At 36.2% G+C, this 24,120-nt stretch carries 22 protein-coding genes; 18 read left to right on the forward strand and 4 right to left on the reverse strand.

Going from position 1 to position 24,120, the window contains the following annotated elements:
• Positions 1-57: 57 nt before the first annotated feature.
• The 3 genes from CHRYMOREF3P_RS12230 to CHRYMOREF3P_RS12240 all read right to left on the reverse strand — a co-directional run bounded on the left by CHRYMOREF3P_RS12230 (position 58) and on the right by CHRYMOREF3P_RS12240 (position 5,825).
• Positions 58-3,471, reverse strand: coding sequence for a T9SS type A sorting domain-containing protein (locus CHRYMOREF3P_RS12230; protein ID WP_180564735.1), 3,414 nt, complete (start codon positions 3,469-3,471; stop codon positions 58-60).
• A gap of 205 nt (positions 3,472-3,676) precedes the next feature.
• Complete coding sequence (locus CHRYMOREF3P_RS12235; RefSeq protein ID WP_228408921.1) at positions 3,677-4,816, reverse strand: EpsG family protein; 1,140 nt, start codon at positions 4,814-4,816, stop codon at positions 3,677-3,679.
• Between the two features lie 10 nt (positions 4,817-4,826).
• Positions 4,827-5,825 (reverse strand): hypothetical protein, encoded by a 999-nt coding sequence (locus CHRYMOREF3P_RS12240; RefSeq protein WP_180564736.1) that lies wholly within the window; start codon positions 5,823-5,825, stop codon positions 4,827-4,829.
• Positions 5,826-6,017: 192 nt separating this feature from the next.
• Between CHRYMOREF3P_RS12240 and CHRYMOREF3P_RS12245 the strand changes: the two genes are divergently transcribed.
• The 5 genes from CHRYMOREF3P_RS12245 to CHRYMOREF3P_RS12265 are packed head-to-tail and all read left to right on the forward strand — an operon-like array spanning position 6,018 to position 12,651.
• Positions 6,018-9,671, forward strand: coding sequence for an MMPL family transporter (locus tag CHRYMOREF3P_RS12245; protein ID WP_180564737.1), 3,654 nt, complete (start codon positions 6,018-6,020; stop codon positions 9,669-9,671).
• 42 nt (positions 9,672-9,713) lie between these two features.
• Positions 9,714-10,628: a dialkylrecorsinol condensing enzyme DarA gene (locus CHRYMOREF3P_RS12250; RefSeq protein WP_180564738.1), complete on the forward strand. Its 915-nt coding sequence runs from the start codon at positions 9,714-9,716 to the stop codon at positions 10,626-10,628.
• Between the two features lies 1 nt (position 10,629).
• Positions 10,630-11,769 carry a beta-ketoacyl-ACP synthase III gene (locus CHRYMOREF3P_RS12255; RefSeq protein WP_077419554.1) on the forward strand — a complete coding sequence of 380 codons (1,140 nt, stop codon included), beginning with the start codon at positions 10,630-10,632 and terminating at the stop codon, positions 11,767-11,769.
• The gene (locus tag CHRYMOREF3P_RS12260; protein WP_077419553.1) at positions 11,769-12,200 is read left to right on the forward strand and encodes a hypothetical protein; all 432 of its coding nucleotides are present in this window, start codon (positions 11,769-11,771) and stop codon (positions 12,198-12,200) included. The genes CHRYMOREF3P_RS12255 and CHRYMOREF3P_RS12260 overlap by 1 nt, the downstream gene beginning before the upstream one ends.
• A 7-nt stretch (positions 12,201-12,207) precedes the next feature.
• Positions 12,208-12,651: an ABC transporter permease gene (locus tag CHRYMOREF3P_RS12265; protein ID WP_180564739.1), complete on the forward strand. Its 444-nt coding sequence runs from the start codon at positions 12,208-12,210 to the stop codon at positions 12,649-12,651.
• Positions 12,652-13,125: 474 nt separating this feature from the next.
• On the opposite strand, the gene CHRYMOREF3P_RS12270 is transcribed toward CHRYMOREF3P_RS12265, so the two are convergent.
• Entirely contained in the window at positions 13,126-13,305 is a 180-nt protein-coding gene (locus CHRYMOREF3P_RS12270; protein ID WP_180564740.1) for a hypothetical protein, read from the reverse strand.
• 312 nt (positions 13,306-13,617) lie between these two features.
• Between CHRYMOREF3P_RS12270 and CHRYMOREF3P_RS12275 the strand changes: the two genes are divergently transcribed.
• From CHRYMOREF3P_RS12275 to CHRYMOREF3P_RS12335, 13 genes are all read left to right on the forward strand, one after another.
• Positions 13,618-14,022 carry a hypothetical protein gene (locus CHRYMOREF3P_RS12275; RefSeq protein ID WP_077419550.1) on the forward strand — a complete coding sequence of 135 codons (405 nt, stop codon included), beginning with the start codon at positions 13,618-13,620 and terminating at the stop codon, positions 14,020-14,022.
• A gap of 56 nt (positions 14,023-14,078) precedes the next feature.
• Positions 14,079-15,074: a BtrH N-terminal domain-containing protein gene (locus tag CHRYMOREF3P_RS12280; protein WP_149835523.1), complete on the forward strand. Its 996-nt coding sequence runs from the start codon at positions 14,079-14,081 to the stop codon at positions 15,072-15,074.
• Position 15,075: 1 nt separating this feature from the next.
• Positions 15,076-15,834 carry an ABC transporter ATP-binding protein gene (locus CHRYMOREF3P_RS12285; protein WP_180564741.1) on the forward strand — a complete coding sequence of 253 codons (759 nt, stop codon included), beginning with the start codon at positions 15,076-15,078 and terminating at the stop codon, positions 15,832-15,834.
• Positions 15,821-17,089, forward strand: coding sequence for an ABC transporter permease (locus CHRYMOREF3P_RS12290; RefSeq protein WP_180564742.1), 1,269 nt, complete (start codon positions 15,821-15,823; stop codon positions 17,087-17,089). Before CHRYMOREF3P_RS12285 ends, CHRYMOREF3P_RS12290 begins: the two co-directional genes overlap by 14 nt.
• Positions 17,090-17,165: 76 nt before the next feature.
• On the forward strand, positions 17,166-17,594 hold the full coding sequence (locus CHRYMOREF3P_RS12295; protein WP_077419547.1) for an acyl-CoA thioesterase: 429 nt from the start codon (positions 17,166-17,168) through the stop codon (positions 17,592-17,594).
• Positions 17,591-18,730 (forward strand): beta-ketoacyl synthase N-terminal-like domain-containing protein, encoded by a 1,140-nt coding sequence (locus tag CHRYMOREF3P_RS12300; protein ID WP_077419546.1) that lies wholly within the window; start codon positions 17,591-17,593, stop codon positions 18,728-18,730. Before CHRYMOREF3P_RS12295 ends, CHRYMOREF3P_RS12300 begins: the two co-directional genes overlap by 4 nt.
• 10 nt (positions 18,731-18,740) lie before the next feature.
• The gene (locus tag CHRYMOREF3P_RS12305; protein WP_180564743.1) at positions 18,741-19,280 is read left to right on the forward strand and encodes a 3-oxoacyl-ACP synthase; all 540 of its coding nucleotides are present in this window, start codon (positions 18,741-18,743) and stop codon (positions 19,278-19,280) included.
• 73 nt (positions 19,281-19,353) lie between these two features.
• The gene (locus CHRYMOREF3P_RS12310; RefSeq protein WP_034692439.1) at positions 19,354-19,611 is read left to right on the forward strand and encodes a phosphopantetheine-binding protein; all 258 of its coding nucleotides are present in this window, start codon (positions 19,354-19,356) and stop codon (positions 19,609-19,611) included.
• 84 nt (positions 19,612-19,695) lie between these two features.
• The gene (locus CHRYMOREF3P_RS12315) at positions 19,696-20,895 is read left to right on the forward strand and encodes a beta-ketoacyl-[acyl-carrier-protein] synthase family protein (RefSeq protein ID WP_180564744.1); all 1,200 of its coding nucleotides are present in this window, start codon (positions 19,696-19,698) and stop codon (positions 20,893-20,895) included.
• The gene (locus CHRYMOREF3P_RS12320; protein ID WP_180564745.1) at positions 20,892-21,953 is read left to right on the forward strand and encodes a beta-ketoacyl synthase N-terminal-like domain-containing protein; all 1,062 of its coding nucleotides are present in this window, start codon (positions 20,892-20,894) and stop codon (positions 21,951-21,953) included. The genes CHRYMOREF3P_RS12315 and CHRYMOREF3P_RS12320 overlap by 4 nt, the downstream gene beginning before the upstream one ends.
• 151 nt (positions 21,954-22,104) lie before the next feature.
• Complete coding sequence (locus tag CHRYMOREF3P_RS12325) at positions 22,105-22,860, forward strand: polysaccharide deacetylase family protein (protein ID WP_180564746.1); 756 nt, start codon at positions 22,105-22,107, stop codon at positions 22,858-22,860.
• Positions 22,853-23,479 (forward strand): LolA family protein, encoded by a 627-nt coding sequence (locus CHRYMOREF3P_RS12330; protein WP_077419542.1) that lies wholly within the window; start codon positions 22,853-22,855, stop codon positions 23,477-23,479. The genes CHRYMOREF3P_RS12325 and CHRYMOREF3P_RS12330 overlap by 8 nt, the downstream gene beginning before the upstream one ends.
• The gene (locus tag CHRYMOREF3P_RS12335) at positions 23,445-24,080 is read left to right on the forward strand and encodes a hypothetical protein (RefSeq protein WP_077419541.1); all 636 of its coding nucleotides are present in this window, start codon (positions 23,445-23,447) and stop codon (positions 24,078-24,080) included. The genes CHRYMOREF3P_RS12330 and CHRYMOREF3P_RS12335 overlap by 35 nt, the downstream gene beginning before the upstream one ends.
• The last annotated feature ends 40 nt before the right edge of the window (positions 24,081-24,120 follow it).

The following is a 24,120-nucleotide window of genomic DNA, read 5'->3' on the forward strand; positions in this document are numbered from 1 at the left end:
TATAAAAAAGCAGAACAAGGGATCTCATTCCGCTTTTTAAATCCTCATTTCCGGAATTTATCGTTTTATAATTTTGACAACTGCTTCCGAATTATTTATTCTTATCAAATACACTCCTGCATTCAAAGATGACAGGTCCGTCTGATTATTTATAAACTGGCCAGACTTCACAATCTGCCCCAAAGCATTAAAAATCTGAAAATGATATTCTTTGTTTTCCGAAGCCTTGATATACAAAATATTGGAAACCGGGCTTGGGTATAGAATAATCTTATTGTCCGTCATTTTAAATTCTGCATTAGCAGTACTCAAAGTTGAGCCATTAGAGACTACTGTGATTCTGGAAGCAGGTCCTTCTTCATTGCCGTTTGCGTCATATTCTATTTTTACACATCGGCACCCCACACCAAAATATGGATCATTATTATCATGAAAAACCATCATCCTGTTGGTAGTAGAAGCTGCATCAAAAAGTACATTAACAGGTCTTCCCAAATAATTTGAATTTAAAGCTGCTGTCCATACAGCAGGGTATTGAAAATTGAGAATATTAAAGGTTCCTTGTGATGTCTGATTGGCAATTACACTTCTGAAACCTCTTGATCCGGAATCAGGGTAGTTTCCTAAAGGATATGCAGGATTATTAAAGATATATCCTACGGTGGCATTGGCAGAATTTCTCACTCTGGTTCCTAAATAATCAGTGGCTATATTATATGATGTAGCTATGTTTTTGTCTTTTTTATACCATGGAGTCTGTCCGAAATCACTCCCCGAAACCAAAGCAACATTCATCAGATCGGGAATTCGCCAGCCTTCCGGGCAAGGATCGAAAGGAGATTTCTCTCCTCCTCTTCCCCATCTGTCAGGAGCCAGGTTTGGTTCTGTTGCCAGCCAGTCAGTTCCGTTAGTATAGTTGGGTGTTGCGCTGTTATAAGGAGCAAACGTACTTGGAATCATATATACCAAAGGATTTTTAACGGAATAAGACAGTATCTTGGAAATCTTTTCTACCGGCTTATCTGTACTCTGCACATTGGATGCAGCAGCGTAGGTATTGTAAGGCACTATATAACTACCGGAAAGATTGTTATAATCAGCTGAAGTAAGCACAGCATAGGATACTGTTCCATTTGCAGCAGCAGTTCCTAAAGAAATATTGTAGAAATTTCTGTTATCTGCATTTTGGAATGCAGGAATAGGATCTTTTCTTCCCCATTGATAGTGCAATCCCGTAGAAGCACGTATCTTCAGCAGCTCTTCGGCGGTGGGTGCAAGAGGATTTGCAACATTAGGAAAAGCATCTGTTGCCCCAAGATTACGATCCATGAAAGTGGTCTGCAATATCACATCCGCTTTGTTCACATAATTCACATAATTCGCTACTACTTCAGGAGATTCTGTAGTATAGGTGTAAGACTGTATAGGAGAATCCGTAACCCAGATATGCCAACTCCAATATACAGGAGCTGATATACTGCCGTTATGTAGAGTCACCACGGCATTTCCACTCTGATCAGGAGCTATTTCTACCTCTATTTTTGAGTTAGCAATACCCTGCAGTGAAGAAGGCGACGGATTTACTATTGAAATTTTACTGATAAGACCGATATTCGTAGTCCAGAGAACATTTCCTTTTAAATTATTAAAACTGGAAGAGTTTAATATCTCAGGATTATTCAACAATTGACTTTGTACTGAAAATGCTTTACTCACTGGAATTTCAATGACAGCAGCTGCCCCGCTTTTAACAATCTGGTAGGTATTCGGGTTATCAATCCCTTCTTTATATTCTGTAGCAGCAGGCAGATATTCTGTAGGAAAATCATAATCATTGACGAGATATAAAGGGTCTTTTATACATCTGCATCCGTTCGCATCTGAAGTATACATTACTGACATGGGAAAGTAATAATAACGCCCTTTAATATTAGGATAATTAGCATCCGGAATATCAGGCTGCGTTTTATCCGGAATCATAGAAAGCCCTCTAACGGTAACTGCCGGAGAAGCATCGAACTGCCGGGCCATGGTAGCTGTCCACAATGCAATATGGTGCTGATCACTGTACTGCCCCAAATGAGCCCCTCTGATAAGCTGTCCATTTCCGGGAAAGATTCCCATATTGTACCCTCCAACAGCAGAAAGATCAAAACCAAGATTAGGATACACCTTAAATCCTGTCATAAATGCGGGAATTCCGGCATTGGTAGGTTTTATAATATGGTATTTATTGGTCTCAAAAACATTTTTCGCCATATTGGTTTTTACGCCGAAAGGTGAAAAATCTATTCTGATATCATCAATATAGGATCCGGAGGCAAGATTCGCTACCAGCATAGAGGGTATTCGCCATCCGTTGGGACAAGGATCATAAGAAGATTTATCCCGATAAGGTTTTGCTTTGTCATCGGTATTGTAAACAGCTTCTATTTTTCCCTGTGCATTATCAGACCAAAGGTTAAGCTCTGAAAGCCGGTTATTAGGCAAGGTTGTAGATTTCCCAAACCAATTGACAGGCAGATTGACATTATTATTGTAGTAAGCCTGACCGGAATTGTCCTCTTTATTGACATAGATAAGACTCAGCGGATTTTTTACAGAAAGTCTTAAGTTATTGGTAACCTCTGCTCCGGAAAGTAACACGAATCTCCTAAGATCATCAATACTTACAGCATTGATCATATTTTTTGCTCCTCTATGTCTGACTCTTCCTATGGATCCCGAAGCTTCATAGAAGTCATTCCCTCTGGTAACCAATGGCGGAATTGGGTCTTTTCGCCCCCACTGGTAAAGAAGTCCTATACTTTTGTTCCAGTCTGACACGGTGATGGAGCTTGTAAGTGCACCCAAATTCCTGTCCATCCATTTCCAATCTGTATCCGGAATCACTTCAGTTGTGCCATCTGACTTCATCCTTTTAATAGTATTGAAACTTCGATAAGTCGTTCCATTTGTAGGATCATCAGTAACCCAGATATGCCAGCTCCAATAGATTTCTCCATTTACCTTAAAGGCAACCACGGCATTTCCTTTTTTTGTTTTATTGACAGGAACTTTGATCTTCGCATCCTGACCTGTCCCTGTTATTTCGAGAGCATAATTTACCCCTGATTTTATCAGACCATGAACATCTTCCCACAGTACATCTGCCGTTACAGCTCCTGCCGGAATGCCATTTCCGTTGAGATAGCCGCCTCCTTCCCACATAGCATATGCTTTCTTTACGGGAACCAGCAAGCCTTCACTATTCTGACTAGGGTCAAAGATGTAGCTGTTAGGAGCTTTTTTCCAATCCGGGAGTAATAATTTTGCCCTTTCACGCACCGGTCTGGTGAGTGAGTCTATATTATGAGTACTCAATACATCATGCTCAACTAAGGGAAGATATCCTCTAACATTACCTTTAGAACAAATTCCCAACGATATCAGGCAGATAGCTGCCGCTAATTTTCCAACTAACCTTTTCATATCTTATGGATTTGAGTGTTATCAAAATACAATTTTTAAGCCCTCATCAACAAAAATAGATTTATTTTATAAATAAAAATAAAATATTTATATTATGTTATTAATAACATAATTAAAAACCTTATAAACAGTACAAATCCAAACAATCACTTTATATAAAAAAAGACAGCTAAAAAGCTGCCTTTATATTTTTACTTCCAAAATACTATGGAAGGATATGGTTTTTGTAACGTTCTATTGAAAATCGTCCCGCCTTGATATTATTAAAGAGAGAGAAGACAACAAAATTGAAGACAACGAGTGAGATAATAAATGCATAAATCATGTTCTTGGTCCTTGCAGAAACAACATACATGGCATTTGGAATAATGATATATGAGAACCCAATGAATGCTCCTGCAAGCCTCGATGAGAAAATAGGGTTATTTCTAAAGATAAAATACATGCAAATTCCAGCCACTGCATAGTTTCTATGGTATTCATAATAAGGGTACAGCTCTTTCATCTTAGTATCAAAAACAAAAAGAAAGAAAGTCAGGATCGCCATCATTACTTCAGGAATACCGACACCACCGTTCAATCGCTGTACCGTTTCATCCATATATCCGTTGAAGCCTTCTACAAGCGTACTATTCGAGGCCATCCCATCCAAGAGCCCCCCAAAACTTCTGTATATTTCAAACGGAGACAGGAAGACAGAGCCAATGATCATAACCAGCATCACTGTTTTGTTCAGTGGAACGCGGGCCAGCCAATACATTGGCAGGAATAAATAACAGACACTATGGATACCTGATCCTATAAATATGAAAAATAAGTAATGCCAGAATTTCCGTTCTTTGATATACCGTATCGCAAAGTAAACGATAAAGGTCCCCAGATTTTGTCTGATCTGCCCACTTTCCCCAATAAAAAAGTTGGGGATAAACATAAAAAGGGTAAAGGTAAATGGATAAAATGTATTGTCTTCTGTATATTCTACTTTAAAGATCATCGCAAAAATAGCAATGACCAGCGTCAACATATAAAAAGGGGCGTTAAAAAAATTGAGGAGTATTTTATTAATCAATGTATACAGCCATTCTACATCCAGATTTTCAGATCCTTCCATATGGAGCATCTTCATAAAGATACTGTAATAGCTTTTGGTATCAGAGTAAATATAAATCCCTTTGTAACTTCCGTAGTCAGGACCTACCTCATTTCTAAGACCGGCAATAAGAATGAAATAAACAGCAAGGAACCAGAACCATTTTTTATCAACTTTTTTTCCATACACCTCCTGAATACTGAAGAACAGCATATAGACAATTGCAATAATATAATATGGATGTAGTAAACTCATGTTAAATCTCTTATGTTTTTTTAAACTGATGATATGCTGCGATAATCCCCGTTAGAACTAAAGGCAGAAAAAGTCTCACCTCCCAAAAAAGGCCCACTAAAGTGATCATAATGAGGTAAGGAATTGAAAAGAAAAAATATTTTCCAAAAATGTTCCTGTTTTCTTCATCAGTACAAAGTCTGTATATAAAGTAAATCACAATGACGGCAAAAATCAATCCCGCAAGATTGAAAGGACTGGAAAAGTTCCTGTTGATGTAAAAGCCTTCTACAAATGTAGTTTCATCCTGAATAAGCAGTGCTCTTAATCCCAGATAGGGAACAAGAAAAGCTATAACCAGAGGTATTATTTTCCAGATCACCTGATAATTTCCTTTTTTCAACTCGGCAATATTGAAAAATATGGCGGCAAAAAAAGCGATATTCAGGCAGGCAGTCTCTCTTACCAATGTGGAGATTCCGATAAGACCAATGAGAATAAAAAAGAAGATATTTTTCCCGGTATCTAAATATTTTAATGTTAAAAATACGCCGGCCAGATAGCAGAAAAGTGCAATAGTATCACAATTTGTCGGTGCATACTGAGTAATTACGATAAAAAAAACAGACAAAAGATGGATAATTCTTCTTGCATTAAGATTGAGCAGAAGACCTGTGGACTTCATTTTAAATACGGCATTTAAGATCAGGGAACATCCAATAAAAAAAACACTATTCATCAGGAAAAGCCCATGATAGAACGGCGTTCCGTTTTTGGACAAAAAATCTTTAAAGAAAGAAAAAGGACCATTGATCAGATCATACATCAGATCTGTCATCTGCACACTCAGGTAATTGGGAATCACCCTGTAGGCGTATACCGAGGAAAATAAGAAGTCGGGAGTTGTTTCTGATGTTTTCAGTCTCGTATAGGAAGATTCAAATCCATAATAAGACATAGCAAACAGCAGAAGCGGAAGTACTATTACAAATAGAAATCCGTTTATTTTTTCATCATTTCTTTTCAACATATCTAAAACAGATTCTTATTTTTTAATAATAATTGTGATTTAAAATACATTTTTTTAAAGGGGAACTTTTGCAAAAGTAGAATATTTTTTCATTCTTCCTAGAATATTTTATTGATTTTCAGACAAAACTTATCTCTAACTATTTTGAACTAATGCTTAAAAAATTAAATTTGCAGACTTGATTCACATGCAATGCATCGTTTTTTTATATTTTTATATTATCTGATTTCCAGAAATAAAATCCTATCTGTACTTACAGCCTTAGGAATTGCTGTTTTATGCTTATTTTTTGCATCAAAGATCAATTTTGAGGAAGATATCAATCAGATCATTCCTAAAAATGAAAAATCTGATCTTACAGCAAAAGTTCTTAAGCAGCTTAATTTTTCGGATAAAATTATTGTTATTATAGAGAATAAATCTGGTGAAGACAGCTTCCAGCTTTCCGAAACGGCAGATACTTTTTTGCAGAAGATAGAGCCTTTACAAAAGTATATAGGTTCTGTTCAGGGCAAAGTGAATGATAATGAGATTTCGGAAACATTTGATTTCGTAAGCCAAAACTTACCCTTATTTCTTAATGAAAATGATTACAGGGAAATAGACCGCAAACTTCAGAAAGACAGCATTGCCAAGCAGGTAGAGAATAATTATATATCACTGGTTTCCCCAACAAGTCTTGTTACTAAGGAATTTATAAAAAAAGATCCTCTAGGACTTACTTTTTTAGGAATTAAAAAATTAAATGCCTTAAACATCAGCAAAGATTTCAAGCTTGAAGACAGTTATATTGTCACCAAAGACGGCAAAAACCTGTTACTTTTTATTGATCCAAAGAATAAAAGTAATGACACGAAAGCCAATGAAGTTTTTGTAGACCAGCTCAACTCAATAAAAGATGGTCTTAATAAACAGTTCAAGGGAAAAACAGAAACCAGTTATTTTGGTTCTCCGGTGATTGCTGTGGCGAATGCTAAACAGATCAAAAAAGACATTCAGAATACAGTAGTTATTTCTATGACAGTACTTCTGGTTCTTCTGATCTATTATTTCAGGAATTTCTTTACGCCTATCATTGTCTTTTTACCAACAGTATTCTCTGTACTTCTAGCCTTACTTGTTCTTTATTTTATTAAAGACAGAATTTCAGCCATTTCATTAAGTGTAGGAGCTATTCTGATCGGAATTACAATAGATTACGCCCTGCATATTCTTACCCATTACAAGCACAACAATAATATTGAAGAGCTTTATAAAGAAATCACCCAGCCTATTATATTGAGCAGCGCGACGACAGCTGTCTCATTCCTGTGTCTGGTTTTTGTACGCTCTGAAGCTTTGAAAGACCTGGGGATTTTCGCTGCTATCACCGTCATTCTCTCTTCAGTTTCAGCATTGATTATCGTTCCTCAGCTGTATAAACCCAAAGAAAAAGGAGAAAACCATAACACGAATTTCATCGACAAGATAGGATCTTATCCTTATGAGAAAAACAAACCTTTGATTATAGGGTGTTCTATCATCATTCTTGCCTGCCTTTTCGGATTCAGGCATGTAGGTTTTAATGAAGATATTGGTGATCTTAATTATATTCCAAAAGATCTGAAAATCAGTGAAGCCAAATTACAGAAGCTCTCGGATATTACTTCAAAATCTATTTATACGATCTCTTATGGAAATTCTGAAGAGGAGGCATTAACCCGTAATTCTGAGTTAAGCAGCTTCCTTGAAAAAGAGAAAAAAGAAGGTAAGATATTAAGTTACAATTCTATCGGAAATATTATTCTTTCAGAAAAAGACCAGCAAAAAAAGATTGAGAAATGGAACAGCTTCTGGAATGATTCTAAGAAAAATCAGACTATTTCTGAACTGGTCAGTAATGGAAACAAATTTGGGTTCAATGGTTCAGCTTTTGACAGCTTCAATGAAGCTCTGCATAAAAATTATACTGCATTAAACCTGAAAGACTATGAAAAGGTAAAGGCCCTTCAGATCTCAGAATTCATGAGCAGCGAAAATGGTTTTTACACCGTTTCCAATGTAGTAAAAGTGGATGAAAAGAAAAGAGATGCTTTCATTAAAGATATTGAAAAGAAACATGATGCTCTTGCGATTGACCGCCAGCAGATGAACGAAAATTTCCTCGGCTTGCTGAAGAGAGACTTCAATACGCTGATCAATTATTCTCTTTTAGCAATTGTTCTGACAATTATTGTATTCTTCAGAAATCTTGAACTCACCATTCTTACCATGTTCCCGATTGTTTTAACGGGTGTTGTAACCGCTGGAATTCTTTATTTCTTAGGATTGGAATTAAATATTTTCAGTACCGTAGTCTGTACACTGGTATTTGGAGTTGGGGATGATTTCAGTATTTTCCTGACCCAGGCGATGCAAAAAGAGCATACAACAGGCAAAAATGAATTACCTACCTACAGAACGTCCATTATTCTTGCTGTTTTCACCACCATTCTTTCGATTGGCTCCCTGATCTTTGCCAAGCATCCTGCGCTGCATTCTTTAGCATTAGTTGCCCTGATCGGAATGTTCTCCGTGATTATCATCACTTCTACCCTATATCCTTTCTGGTTCAGATTATTCATTACCAACCGGGCAAAGAAAGGTCTGTCGCCTATTACGCTCAGGTTATTTTTACGGGCTATATTTTCATTTTTATATTACGGATTGGGTGGATTGATATTTTCTGCTTTCGGAAGTTTATTTATTAAAAACTCCAAGGGAAGAACGTTAGATATTATCAAATTAATTCTCGCTAAGTTTTTGACATCAGTACTTTATTTAACCCCTTTTGTAAAGAAAAGAGTGATTAAAAATCCGTCAGAAGACTTCAGCAAACCGGCTGTCATCATTGCCAATCATACGTCTTTCTTAGATACGCTGGCGATTGCAATGGCTACCCACAAAATCATCTATCTGGTCAATGACTGGGTATATGAATCTCCTGTTTTTGGAAAACTGGTAAAAGCACTTGGCTTTTATCCCGTTTCACAGGGAATTGAAAATGGAATGGATAAGCTGAAAGAAAAAATTGCACAGGGATATTCTTTGGTTGTTTTCCCTGAAGCAGAACGTTCTTATACCAATGATGTCAAAAGATTCCATAAAGGAGCATTCTACCTTGCTGAGCAATTTGGTCTGGATGTTCTTCCACTTTATATCCACGGAAATTCTGAAGTATTACCGAAAGGAGATTTCATTATCTATGACGGAAGTATTACCGTAAAAGTAGGCAACAGAATAAGTAAAGACGATATGAGCTTCGGCAAAAACTATTCTGAAAGAACAAAGAAGATCAATGCTTATTTCAGAGAAGAGTTTGCAACACTAAGAGAAGAGATTGAGGATGAGAATTATTTTAAAAAGAAACTGTTCCTGAGCTACCTTTATAAAGACAGTGAAGTGGTAAATGAAGTAAAAGAAGACTTCAACACCAAAAAATCAGTATATTTCGAACTGAATAAGCATATTTCCAATGAAGCCAATATCCTTCACATGGCAGATGACTTCGGACAGAAAGATGTATTATTGACTTTATATCAGGCCAGCCGAAGAATTTTTTCTCTGATACAAAGTGATGAAAAAAGAGCAATTGCTGCGCACAGCTATCTGGTAAAAAGAAGAAAGATACAGTATATAAAAGACCTTTCGGAAGTGTCTAAAAAGATTGATGTTCTTTTGATCTCCCATGATCATTTCAGCTTTAATGAGATTCAGGTTCTTCCCGAGACCATCATTTTTGTCGACACAAAGAATGCTTCGTTTGAAAACGATAATTATACACTGGAATTTAGTTCTGAATCATTAAAAGTATTTAAAACTAAATAATAAATATGAAAAACATATTTTTGTAAACGCTAAAGAAAACTAATGAAGAAAAATATACTTGTCATATATTATTCACAAACCGGACAACTCGAAGATATCGTGAGAAACATAGCCAAACCTTTTGAAGCTAAAAAGGAGGCTTATGATATTACATATTACAACATTCAGCTAAAGGAAGATTTTCCTTTTCCCTGGCCAGGTGATGTTTTTTTCAATACATTCCCAGAGTCTTATTTACAGATTCCAAAAGAAATTCTTCCTCCTTCGGAAGAAATTCTGAACAAAAAGTACGACCTTATTCTTTTCGGATATCAGGTATGGTATCTCACACCATCCATTCCTATTATTTCATTTTTAAAGAGTGGTTATGCACAACGCATTCTTAAAGATGCGCCTGTAGTCACCATCTCCGGAACCAGAAATATGTGGATGCTCTCCCAGGAGAAATTAAAGGTATACTTAAGAGATTTACAAGCTAAACTTGTAGGGAATATTGCACTGGTAGACAGGCATGACAATTATACGAGTGTTTTGACTATTCTACGATGGCTTACAACGGGGCAGAAAGAAAAATCAGGGATGCTTCCCGCTGCAGGGGTTTCTGATGAAGAAATCACGGGCTCAGTAAAGTATGGCGAGATTATTGAAAGACATTTTAATAATAATGACCTTAATAATTTGCAGCCGGACCTTGTTAAAAACGGTGCCATTGAAATCCGTGCGTTTTTGGTACGGGTAGAAAAGGTAGGAAATAAAATTTTCACCGTATGGTCTAACCTGATTATCAAGAAAAAAGAGAAACGCCCATTGCTGATAAAATTCTTTAAGGTATATTTGATGGCAGCGATATGGATTATCTCACCTGTCGTTTTGGTTTTACACCTGCTTACAACCCCTATATTTTGGTTTAAAAGACAAAAACAAAAAAGATATTTACAAGGAATTAATTTAAAATAGAATGTACGACGTATTTATAACAAAAGCATCAAAATACTTACCCAATGAGCCGGTAGCGAATGATGAAATGGAGACTTATCTTGGGCTTATCAATGATGCGCCATCTAAAGCAAAATCACTTATCCTAAGAAATAATAAAATCACAACAAGATACTACGCTTTAGACAAAGAAGGAAACCCTACGCACTCTAATGCGCAGCTTACTGCAAAAGCAATTGAAGGACTTTTTGATGAGAATTTCAAAAAGGAAGATATGAAATTATTATCCGTAGGAACTACTTCACCAGACCAGATACAGCCTTCTCACGCTTCTATGGTACATGGTGAACTGAATATCGGAAAATCTATTGAGATTAATACTTCAACCGGCCTTTGCAACTCAGGAATGAATGCCCTGAACTATGGATTCCTTTCTGTAAAAGCTGGTGTGCAGGAAAGTGCTGTATGCGCAGGTTCCGAAAGAATGTCTGCATGGATGACTGCTGACAAATTCAACCACGAGGCTGAAAATTTAAAATTACTGGAAGAAAGACCTATCATTGCTTTCAAAAGAGAATTCCTGAGATGGATGCTTTCTGACGGTGCAGGTGCTTTCTTGTTGCAAAACAAACCGAGAGAAACCGGTATTTCATTAAAAGTAGAATTCATTGATTTCTATTCTTATGCACACGAAATTGAAGCATGTATGTATGCGGGATGTGACAAACTTGAAGACGGAAGCCTGAAATCATGGTCAGATTACCCTTCTGATGAATGGTTGAAGCAATCTATCTTTGCCATCAAACAGGATACTAAAATCCTTGATAAATATATCCTTGTAAAAGGAGCGGAAAGTCTAAGATCTTCTTTTGACAAACATAATTTAGATCCTGAAAAAATCGACCATGTATTAGCTCATATTTCATCAGGATATTTCAAAGACGGACTGAAGGAAGAGTTTGCTAAAAAAGGAATGGATTTCCCGGCAGAAAAATGGTTCTATAATCTTTCTGAGGTTGGAAACATCGGAGCTGGATCTATATTTATTGCCCTTGAAGAACTTATGAATTCCGGGACATTGAAAAAAGGAGAAAAAGTACTTCTTTGTGTTCCTGAAAGTGGAAGATTCGCTTACTCTTGTGCTTTACTAACAGTTTGCTAATGGAAAACAGACTGCCCACATCCGATAAAGATTTTGTAGAAAGCCTTATTCCGCAACGGTTTCCTTTTGTAATGGTACATGAGTTATCAGATTATTCTGAAAACCATCTTTTATCCGGTTTTGAGATCAAAGAAGACAATCTTTTCATCCAGGACGGATTGTTTCAGGCTTCTGGGCTTATTGAGCATCAGGCACAGAGTGTTGCCCTTCATACCGGATATAAATATTATCTGCTGGGAAAAGATGCCCCAACCGGGTATATAGGAGCCATCAAATCTTTTGAAGCTGAAATGCTGCCCAAAGTAGGAGACCAACTGAAATCTGAGGTAACCATCCTCAATGAAGTAATGGGAGTAACTCTTGTGGATATTGTTACCAAACTAAACGGTGAAGTGATTGCAAAATCTCAAATGAAAACCGCTGTAAAATAAACTGGAAATGGAAATAAAGGAAGAGAATATCATCAATATACACAACTTTTTACCGCATCGTGAACCGATGCTTATGGCAGACTATATTCTGGAACTGACCAAAGAAAAAGTAGTGACTTCCTTTGAAATAAAAGAAGACAATGTCTTTGTTCACAACAATGAGTTCGTGGAAGCCGGATTAATTGAGAATCTGGCACAAACCTGTTCATCAATTCTTGGACAAAGCTTCTTTGAAAATCCTGAAGCAGATACTAAAGTAATCGGATTCATTACCAATATCAAGAAGATTGAAGTTTTTGCCCTTCCAAAAGTGAATGACAAAATCATTTCCAAGGCATCTCTTATTTCACAGTTTGAAAACATCTGCCACATCTTCTGTGAAACATTTTATAATGACGAATTATTGATCAGAGCAGAAATCAACCTGTTTATTCAGGAGGTAAAATCGTAAAGATCAATTCAACATAGAATAAAAAAGCTGTACAAAACGTACAGCTTTTTTATTTTTGATCTTATGGCTTGTGAATATTTGTGCAATTCATTGGTGCCATTTGTGTTAAAAATATAGGTTTTGGCTAAAGCCAGGTGATTTTTTCTTTTTTGCAAGTGGGCTAAAGCCTACTTCTATTGAATTGATTACAACTGCCTTACAATAAAAAACATTTTTTATTTATTTAAAATTAAAAAAAACCATCATAATATAATTGAAAACCAATGAAATACAAATTAAAAACATCCTCACAAGAGGAATTATTTCACGTGAAACATTTCAAAGATCCGTGAAACTCTGATCATCAGGAAGAAACAGTTTAAAACAAGAAAAAAGCGGAACATTTCTGCCCCGCCTATGATTTACTTAAAGGTTTTATTTTTTTATAAAACAATAAAGTAGGATTAAATTTTAACTGAAGTATTGAATATCTCCTTAGATAATCACCTCGTAATCATTTCCGCCGCAAATCTGTTCTGCAGAAGAAGCAATATCAGTATTGACATTCACATTACGGATTTGACCATTAGTTCCATTAGCACATGAAATGTAAGCAGTTAATCCTCCTTTCACTTCTTTTAACTCATTCTTTGTAAGCAATTTTAAATTTTTCATTAATTTAATTTGTTTTTGATTATTAGTTTTTGTTGTTTAACACAGACAAATATAGATAAAACAATCAAATAAAAAATATATCCCTAATAATTAACAAAACTTTATAAATATCAACAATTTAACATAATTGGATTAGGTTATCAGTACCTCTAAATATGTTTGATACAGCCTTTGTGTCAAAGCAATAACTCACTCAGATTTAATATGATTTACATATAATGTATTTTCACTATTTTAGCCACCTGATTAGATAATCAAAAAAACAGGTGAATTTTATTTCATCTGAAATCTAAAAAAATGAACATTATTTAGATGAAAAAACAAGACTTACCTCAAGACGAAAGTAACCTGAAATCCGCCAACATGACTGAAGTTCTGTATGTAACGGATGAGAACGATAATTACACCACAGCAAACAGTACAGGCTGGGATGCCAAGAAAGCTGCTCTGGATGAATCTATGGAACTTATTCATGAAAGAATTGAGGAAGCAAAACAAAATGTTGCCAATAATACGGCAAGCCCTATCGCCTATTTTATGGAACTGAATAAAATGGATCTGGGTGTTCTTGCTTCTTACGTAGGATTATGGCAATGGAGGGTAAAAAGACATTTTAAACCCAAGGTATTTAAAACACTAAGCGAAACTGCACTGAAAAAATATGCCGATGCATTCGGAATTTCGGTGGATGAATTAAAAAACTTCAACGGAAAATAAATGAAATAAGGCTATATATGCCTGTTCATTTTCCAATGAAAAGATACAATCAGCAAATGAAATTAAACTTTGAACACCATCAGACTGCGCATTGCGAAAACGGTGTTGCTTCTAATCTACTGCTTAATAAAGGCTTAAAACTAAGTGAGCCTATGATTTTCGGAATTGGTTCCGGACTATTTTTTGTCTATCTCCCTTTTTTAAAGGTGAATTTTGCGCCGGGCTTCAGCTATCGTCCGATGCCGGGTGCTATTTTCAGTAAAGCAGCCAAAAGATTAGGAATTAAAATCAAAAGAGAAAAATTCTCAAACCCTAAAGACGCCCAAAAAGCTCTAGAAAGAAATCTGGAACAAAATATCCCTACAGGACTTCAGGTAGGAGTTTTCAACCTTACCTACTTTCCTGAAGAATATAAATTCCACTTCAATGCCCACAATCTTGTGGTATACGGAAAAGAGGACGGAAAATTCCTTATCAGCGACCCTGTAATGGATTATACAACATCCCTTTCCGAAGCAGAACTGGAAAAAGTAAGATATGCAAAAGGAGCGCTTCCTCCGAAAGGACATATGTACTATCCTATTTATGTTCCGGAAAATGTAAACCTTGAAGAAGCCATTAAAAAAGGAATTAAAGACACCTGCAAAAATATGCTGGCACCGGTACCGCTTATCGGCGTAAAAGCCATGAGATGGGTAGCAAAGAGCATCCCGAAGTGGGCCGAAAAGAAGGGAACAAAAGTGACCAACCATTATTTGGGCCAACTGATCAGAATGCAGGAAGAAATCGGGACCGGAGGCGGAGGTTTCAGATTCATCTATGGAGCATTTCTTCAGGAAGCTTCTGTTATTCTTAAAAACGATGAACTCAAGGAATTATCAAAAGAAATCACTTCCATTGGTGACCTGTGGAGAGATTTTGCTGTAGATATTGCGAGAGTTTACAAAAACAGAAACTCAAAAAGCAATATTTATAACGAACTTTCTAAAACGATGCTGCACATTGCAGATTTAGAAGAAGCTTTTTATAAAAAACTGAGAAAAGCGATCTGATATGGCAGAAAATATGATTGAGATCAAAAACTTATATAAGAAATACAAAAATTCTGATGAGTTTTCTGTAAATGATATTTCCCTGAATATCAATAAAGATGAAATTTATGGAATTCTCGGACCTAATGGTGCTGGGAAAACAACGCTGATTTCTATGCTTTCAGGATTGATAAAGCCAACCTCGGGACAATTCACCATCAATGGTTTATCTCCACAAAAAGAGGGTTTTAAAATTAGACAGATTATTGGAATTGTACCTCAGGAATATGCTCTATATCCTACTCTTACCGCTAAAGAAAACCTAATGTTCTTTGGAAGTCTGTATGGTTTGAAGCACAACCAGCTTAAAAAAGTAATTGATGAATCTCTGGAAATTATGGGGCTTTCAAAATTTGCCAATAAACAGGTAGGACAGTTTTCAGGAGGAATGAAACGTCGCTGCAACCTTATCGCAGGAACACTTCACAATCCTAAAGTCTTATTCCTGGATGAACCCACTGTAGGAGTTGATGTTCAGTCTAAAAAAGCAATTATTGACTATCTTTTAGATTTAAATAAACAGGGAACCTGCATTATTTATACTTCCCATCACCTTTCGGAAGCGGAAGAGTTCTGTACAAAAATTGCCATTATCGACCACGGAAAAATTCATGCAGTAGGAACACCTGAAGAATTGGTAAACAGAGTAGCAAGCGCAGAAAACCTTGAAGATGTTTTCATTTCATTAACCGGAAAAGAATTAAGAGATGTTGTTGTATAAATTGTGGAGAAGCTTCATTAAGGAAATCCTTCTGCTGAAAAGAGATATCGGAGGGATTGTCATCATCTTTGTGATGCCATTACTTTTGATTGTAACCATTACCCTTATCCAGGATTCTACCTTTAAAAACCTTGAAGGATCAAAGATTCCGATCATTTTTATTGATCAGGATAAATCTGAAGTTTCAAAAAATATAAAAGCTGAGCTGGAAAACAGCAAAACATTCCAGCTGCTGACCAATTTCAATGAAAAGTCTGCTCAGAATGCTGTTTTTTCCGGAGATTATCAGATGGCGATCGTCATTCCTGAAAATTTAACGAAAGATTTAAATTCAAATATTGATTCAAAAGTTCAGACCATTGTAAGTTCTTTCGGACTGGAAGGAGATTCTGCAAAAGTAAAAACAGCTGCCCCAAAGACCAAAGAAATTCATTTGTACTTTGACCCTGCTACCAATGCAGGATTCAAAAACTCAGTGATGAATTCTGTCAACAAAATGGTTTTTGAGATTGAAAATAAAAAGATTTACAAAGCATTTCAGGATCAGCTGGGAACCACGGAAAATCTTGACGAAAATAAAAACCTGATCAGTTTTAAAGAAATAACTCCCAAGAAAGGAGAAATGGACGTAATGCCGAATTCTGTTCAGCACAACGTTCCTGCATGGACTCTTTTTGCAATATTCTTTATTGTAGTTCCTTTATCCATCAATCTGGTTAAAGAAAAAAGTCAGGGAACAAGTGTAAGAGCGAGAATAAGCCCTACTCCATATTTTGTACATATTTTAGGTAAAACATTTACCTATCTTATCATCTGTATCATTCAGTTTTTACTGATGGTTGCAGTAGGAATTTATCTTTTCCCTTATATGGATCTTCCTGCATTTGATGTATCCGGAAAAATGTTCCAGCTTGTCATAGTAACGCTGTTTGCGGGACTGGCAGCTATTGGGTTTGGCGTTTTACTGGGTACTATTGCCGATACACAAGAGCAGTCTGCCCCATTCGGAGCGACATCTGTAGTAGTTTTGGCTGCTATCGGAGGAATCTGGGTTCCTGTATTTTTAATGCCGGAATTCATGCAGACCGTTGCTAAATTTTCTCCCATGAACTGGGGACTGAATGCTTACTATGATATTATTTTAAGAAACAGCGGAATTGGAGAAATAGCTAAAGAATTAGCATTCTTATTATTATTTTATATTGCCACCGTAGCTATTTCCATTTTTTACGAAAGAAAACTCCAAAATATTTAATTTATTTTTATGACAGATATTACCAGGAGTTTCCTGACGGCCAAAAAAAACAATAAAAATTCCGGAAGAAAACAAAATGCAGTCTAAAGAAAATATATTAACCTGTACTGAAGAAGTAAGAGTACGATTCAATGAGACAGATCCATTGGGAATTGTCTGGCATGGACACTATATCGTGTATTTTGAAGATGGAAGAGAAGCTTTTGGCCGTGAGCATGGCTTAACCTATCTTGATATTCAGAATGCAGGATATGTGACACCCATTGTAAAAAGTACCTGCGAACATTTTCTTCCTTTAAAATATGGAGAAACCTTCAGAATTGTAACAACGTACGTAAATTCGATATCTGCCAAGCTGATATACAGATATGAAATCTTCAACAAAGAAGATCAATTGGTTTGCAGTGGAGAAACAATTCAGGTATTTCTGGACAGTAACGGAAGCTTATGCCTGTACAACCCGGAGTTTTTTCAAAACTGGAAAGATAAAATGGGATTATCATGAGGAAAGAAATTTATATCACAGACTATAATTGTGTAACTCCTTTAGGCTTCAATGTGGATTCCAACTGGAACGCTCTTTTGGAAGGAAAATCAGGAGTTGCTTTACATAAAATCATAGACAATCAGGATGCTTTTTATGCTTCCATGATTGATTCTGAAAAACTGAATGAAGAATTCAACAGATTCTTTGCTCAGAATACCATCAATTTCACAAGACTTGAAAAAATGCTTCTTTTAAGCCTGCTTCCTCTTGTTGAAAAACATACTGTATCAAAGGACACTGCCTTTCTTCTGTCTACCACAAAAGGGAATATCAGCCTGTTAAAAAACCAGTCTGAATTACCTGAAGGCGTTTATTTATCAAAATTAGCGCAGAAAATAGCAGATTTTTTTGGATTTAAAACAAAACCAATCATTGTTTCCAACGCCTGTGTTTCAGGGGTAATGGCAATTTCTGTTGCAAAGAATATGATTCAGGCAGGAAAGTATAAAGATGCCTTTGTCATTGCTGGGGATGAGCTTTCTGAGTTTGTTATTTCAGGATTCAACTCATTCCAGGCTATAGGATCGGGACCTTGTAAGCCTTATGATAAAAACAGAAACGGAATCAATATTGGTGAAGCTGCAGCTGCAGTTTATATAACCAGCAATCCTTCACAAAACGAAAAATTCAGATTTAAAGTTCTGGGAGATTCCGCAATCAATGATGCCAACCATATTTCCGGACCTTCAAGAACCGGGGACGGTTTGTATGCCAGTATCAGCAATGCTATGGATGAAGCGAAGGTTTCTCCGGAACACATCGATTTTATTTCTGCCCACGGAACGGCAACTTTATATAACGACGAAATGGAAGCTATTGCCTTCAACAGAATGGAACTTCAGAATGTTCCTCTCAACAGTATGAAAGGATATTACGGACATTGTTTGGGTGCATCAGGGCTTCTTGAGAGTATTATCTCTATGGAAAGTGCTCTTCACAGGACTTTACTTCCCTCAAAGAATTTTGAAGAAATGGGAGTAACCCAGCCTTTGAATATCATCAAAGAAAATCAATCTGCAGAAATTAAATATATTCTAAAGACAGCTTCTGGTTTTGGAGGGTGTAATGCGGCTGTTGTACTGGAAAAATGTTAAATTGAAAGTGATGAAGAAAACGAACACCTGTACCGTAGAACATTCAAAGATAACCGTTGACGGAGATCTTATTTTTGAAAATCAAAGCGAAACTTTTCAGGAATTTGCCAAAGAAGCTTATAAAAGTCTGGATATCAGCTATCCAAAATTTCATAAAATGGATAACCTGAGCAAACTGGCTTTTCTTTCCGCCGAAACCATTTTGAAAGACGAAGATCACAGCAGAATGGCCATTGTTTTTGCCAATAGGTCATCCAGCCTGGATACGGATTTCAAATATCAGGAAAGCATCAACGATCAGGATAATTTTTATCCAAGTCCGGCAGTATTTGTGTATACTTTGCCCAACATCTGTGTAGGAGAAATCAGCATTAAGCACAAAATGCAGACTGAAAATGCTTTTTTTGTTCTGGATGAATTTGATGAAAACTTTTTAAACAACTATTCTGAACAAATTCTGCTATCCGGTAAAGCCGACAAAGTACTATGTGGCTGGGTAGAATTGTATCAGGAAAATTACAAAGCTTTTGTATATTTGCTAACCTTATAGAAATGTAACAATATAACAGTGTAATGATGTAATGATCTTCATGATTACTGAAACACTGATAAACAACTTAATTATGGAAAACTTAAAAACAGAATTGAAACACAAAATTATTGAAGTTCTTAATCTTGAAGATGTATCTGTAGAAGAAATCAAAGATACTGATCCGTTGTTCGGAGGAGGATTAGGATTAGATTCTATCGACGCTTTGGAACTGATTGTTCTTCTTGATAAAGACTACGGAATAAAATTAGCTGACCCTAAAAAAGGAAAGGAAATTTTCCAGTCTATTGATACGATGGCTAAATTTATCGAAGACAACAGAACAAAATAAATTAATACAACAGTCTAACAGTATAACGATGTGGTAATGATTAGTGAATTATCAGATTGCCACATTGTTATGTTATCTTAAACCATGAGTCAAAAAATTGCCATAACAGGAATGGGCATCATTTCCTCCATCGGAAACAATGTGGAGGAAAATTTTATTTCATTACAAACCGGAAAACACGGAATTTCGGATATCGAAATGTTTGAAACCCGTCATGCTGGAATCATTAAAACGGGTGAAATAAAATTATCCAATGAAGCGCTTGTACAGAAACTTCAGCTTGATGAAGACAATAATGTAACAAGAACTTCTTTACTGGGAATGATTGCTGCTAAAGAAGCTGTAGAAAGTGCAGGAATTTCAGATATCAATAGCTGCAGAACCGGGCTTATCTCTTCTACGAGCGTTGGAGGAATGGATATTACTGAAAAATACTTCTACTCTTACGAAGACTTTCCTGAAAAGCAAAAATATATTGATGCTCACGATGCCGGAAGTTCTTCATTGGCTATTGCAGATTATCTGGAATTAAAAGGTATGGTTTCCACCATCAGTACAGCGTGTTCATCAGCAGCCAATGCTATTATGATGGGTGCTAAGCTGATCAAAAACGGAATTTTGGACCGTGTCATTGTGGGAGGAACAGATTCACTGTCAAAATTTACTTTGAATGGTTTCAATACCCTGATGATTCTTACGGATTCCTATAACACCCCTTTTGACCACAACAGAAAAGGGCTGAACCTTGGGGAAGCTGCGGCTTTCTTAGTCCTTGAATCTGAAGAAATAGTCAAAAAAGAAAACAAAAAAGTCCTGGCTTATCTTTCCGGATATGGAAATGCCAATGATGCACACCATCAGACCGCATCTTCAGAAAACGGACAGGGAGCATTTTTAGCAATGCAGCAAGCTTTGAAAATCTCAGGATTAGCTAAAGAAAATATAGATTACATCAACGTTCACGGTACGGCGACTCCTAATAATGATTTATCTGAGGGAATTGCTATGATAAGAATCTTCGGCGAAAACCAGGTTCCTGAATTCAGCTCTACAAAAGCATTTACAGGACATACTTTGGCTGCAGCTGCAGGAATTGAAGCGGTATTCTCAATTTTAGCTATGCAAAACAATGTTATCTTCCCGAACCTGAATTTCAAAACAAAAATGGAAGAGTTTGACCTTACTCCTGTTACCGAACTGAAAGAGAAAAATATCAATCATGTGCTTTCTAACTCATTCGGATTTGGAGGAAACTGTTCTACCTTAATTTTCTCTAAATCATGAGTGCAGTATACATCAACAGTGCATCCTGTATCTCAGTTCAGGACACTTTAAACGGAAATATTCTTCAGAACCTTACTTCTGGGCATTCTTCAAATATCATCAAAGCGATAGAACCTAATTACAAAGAATTCATTCCGCCAGCCATGATCAGAAGAATGTCTAAAACGGTAAAAATGAGTTCCGTAGCCTCGCATTACGCTTTAAAAGAAGCAGGTATCAAACAACCGGATGCCATCATCATAGGAACCGGAATGGGTTGCTCACAGGATTCAGAGAAGTTTCTGAAAAATGTAATTGATAATCATGAAGAATTCCTTACGCCTACCTTTTTCATCCAGTCTACGCACAATACCGTAGCAGGACAGATTGCTTTGGGATTACAGTGCCATGCTTACAACTTCACGTATGTAAATACTTCTTCTTCACTGGAATTTTCATTGTTGGATGCTCAGCTTCAGATCAATGATGGTGAAGCGGAAAATGTGCTTGTAGGTTCTACAGATGAACAGACAAACAGAACAATGGAGCTTTACTGTTTAAATAATACCATAAAAAAGGAAACTGATCTTCCTGCCGATTATTTGCATTCCACTACCAATGGAGTAGTTTGGGGTGAAGGCGCGAGCTTCTTTGTGATAGGAAAAGATAAGGCTGAAAATTCTTACGCAAAGCTTAAAAACATTCGTATCAGTAATAAAGTAGATTTGGATGAAGTACAGGATTTTATCCGGAATTTCTTAACTCAAAACAATCTTTCTACTCATGATATTGATGCTGTTATCTTAGGATTCAGTGGAGATGCGGATTCTGATATTTATTATACCAAAGCAGTGAATCTGTTTCCGGACTCATCTTTGCTTTATTACAAGCATTTGAGCGGAGAATTCAATACAGCCAGCGGTTTTTCAACATTTATGGCCTGTCATATCCTTAAGGAACAGCAGATCCCGGAAATTATGATGATCAATTCTGAGAAAAAGGAAAGTGTAAAAAATATACTTCTTTACAATCACCTGGCAGGAAATGATCACAGCCTGGTATTATTGGAAAAGGCATAATTGTTGAAATTGAAAATTACACGGTGTATTTGTCATTCAGAGAGCGTGGAATCTGAATTAGTCCAGACTCCTACGGAGTGACAATGGTGTACAATAAATATTATGACCATACAACTCATAATAACAAGTTCAACATAAATAAACCACAGCAATGAAACACTATCCATTCATCCTGTTTTATCTCTTCTGTAACGCTTTTATTTATGCGTTCCACGGAAGTTTTTGGGTATATCTGTTTTGTTTTTTTGCTTTTTCTGCGGTGGTAGTCTGGGGCTCTTTTGATATTGAACTGGGATATTTTGTCAACAGTATCACTCATAAGCGTACAAAGATCAAAGAAGTTGCTCTTACTTTTGATGATGGCCCAACTGAATTTACACCAAAATTTTTAGACCTGCTTAAAGAACATCAGGTAAAAGCCACCTTTTTCTGTATTGGAAAACAGGTTGAGAAGTATCCTGAAACATTTCAGAGAATCATTGCAGAAGGTCATACGATCGGAAATCATACCTTATCACATGCCAATTCCACAGGATTTTTATCTGCTTCAAAAATGATTGAAGAAATTGAAAAATGCGACGATGTCATTAAAAACTCGGGAAATATAACAACCCATCTTTACAGACCTCCTTTTGGAGTGACGAATCCCAATATTGCAAAAGCGATCAAAAGAACGCATAAAGTAAGCATCGGATGGAATGTAAGGTCTTTGGACACCATCATTGATGATGAAAAGAAAATCTACAGCAGAGTTACTAAAAGCTTGAAAAAAGGAAGTATTATCCTCCTTCATGACACTTCGGAAAAGACCTTCCGCGTGCTGGCAGATTTATTAGTATTTTTGGAGGACAAAAAATATTCAACTTTTACGGTTGATACAATTATAAATTCAAATAGAAATGATTAAAAATATTGCTTTAGGAGCATTCTTACTAGTTTCCGGTTTCTTTTTTGCACAAAACGCGGCCATGTCAGGAGCTGAAGCCAAAGCATTTGTGTCGAAAGTATCTTCGGAGACTAAAGAGATCAAAACGTTACAGAGTGATTTTACCCAGACAAAAAAAATGGACTTCCTGGATAAGAGCATTGTTACTTACGGAAGAATGTCCCTGCAGACTCCCAACATGCTGAGCTGGAAATATACAAAACCTTATCAATACAGTATTGTTTTTAAAAGCAACAAGATCTTTATCAATGACCAGGGGAAAAAATCGTCTGTAGATGCCAAGAGCAAAACATTTGAAAAAATCAATAAGCTGATTGTAGGAAGCTCAAACGGAACGATGTTCAATGATCCGGAATTTACCGTAACTTATTTTAAGAATGGAAATTACAATATCGCGAAGTTTATTCCTAAAACATCACAACTGTTGAAATACATCAAACAGATCGAGCTGTATTTCCCAAAGAACCAGTCGACGGTTTCTCAGGTGAATATGACCGAGGCTTCCGGAGATACCACGAATATTGTTTTCAAAAACACCAAGATCAATGCTTCAATTCCTGCGTCAGAGTTTACTTTATAGCCTGATCCTGATTCTGGCTGCTTCCTGTAAAACGTACAAGTTAACAGAAGTAAAACCTGTTTCCTCTTCTGAAAAGATGGTTGAGAATTTATACTTTTCTTCAGGTGAAGATTATGTATACAAATGCCAGATGGACATTTATAAAAACCATGTGAGCGGAATTCTGATCATCAAAAAACTGAATGAAACAACGCACCGTGTCGCTTTAACATCAGATTTTGGGAATAAACTGATTGATTTCGAGGTTTCTGATGATAATTTCAAGTTAAATTATGTACTTCCTGATCTGGATAAAAAAATAGTCATCAATTTTCTAAAAAATGATTTTCAGCAGCTATTGAAAAGACAATATCCTGTGAGCGAAAGTTTTGAGAATGACAATGCTAGAATCTATCTTTCAAAAATTGAGAATAAAAGCTATTATCTATTCTTCAACAAGGAAAACAACTTACTAAAACAAATCATTTACACGAAAAATAATAAGGAAAAAATCGATTTTACTTTTGATGCAAAAAAACCTATCTTCGCGGATAGCTTAAATCTACAGCACAAAGATTTTAAGATCAATATAAAACTATTTCAAATAACCGAAACAGAGTAATTTCCAATAGAAAAATTGTACCCTATTTGAGTTCTTTTCA

This window comes from Chryseobacterium sp. JV274, from assembly GCF_903969135.1.
GTDB lineage: Bacteria > Bacteroidota > Bacteroidia > Flavobacteriales > Weeksellaceae > Chryseobacterium.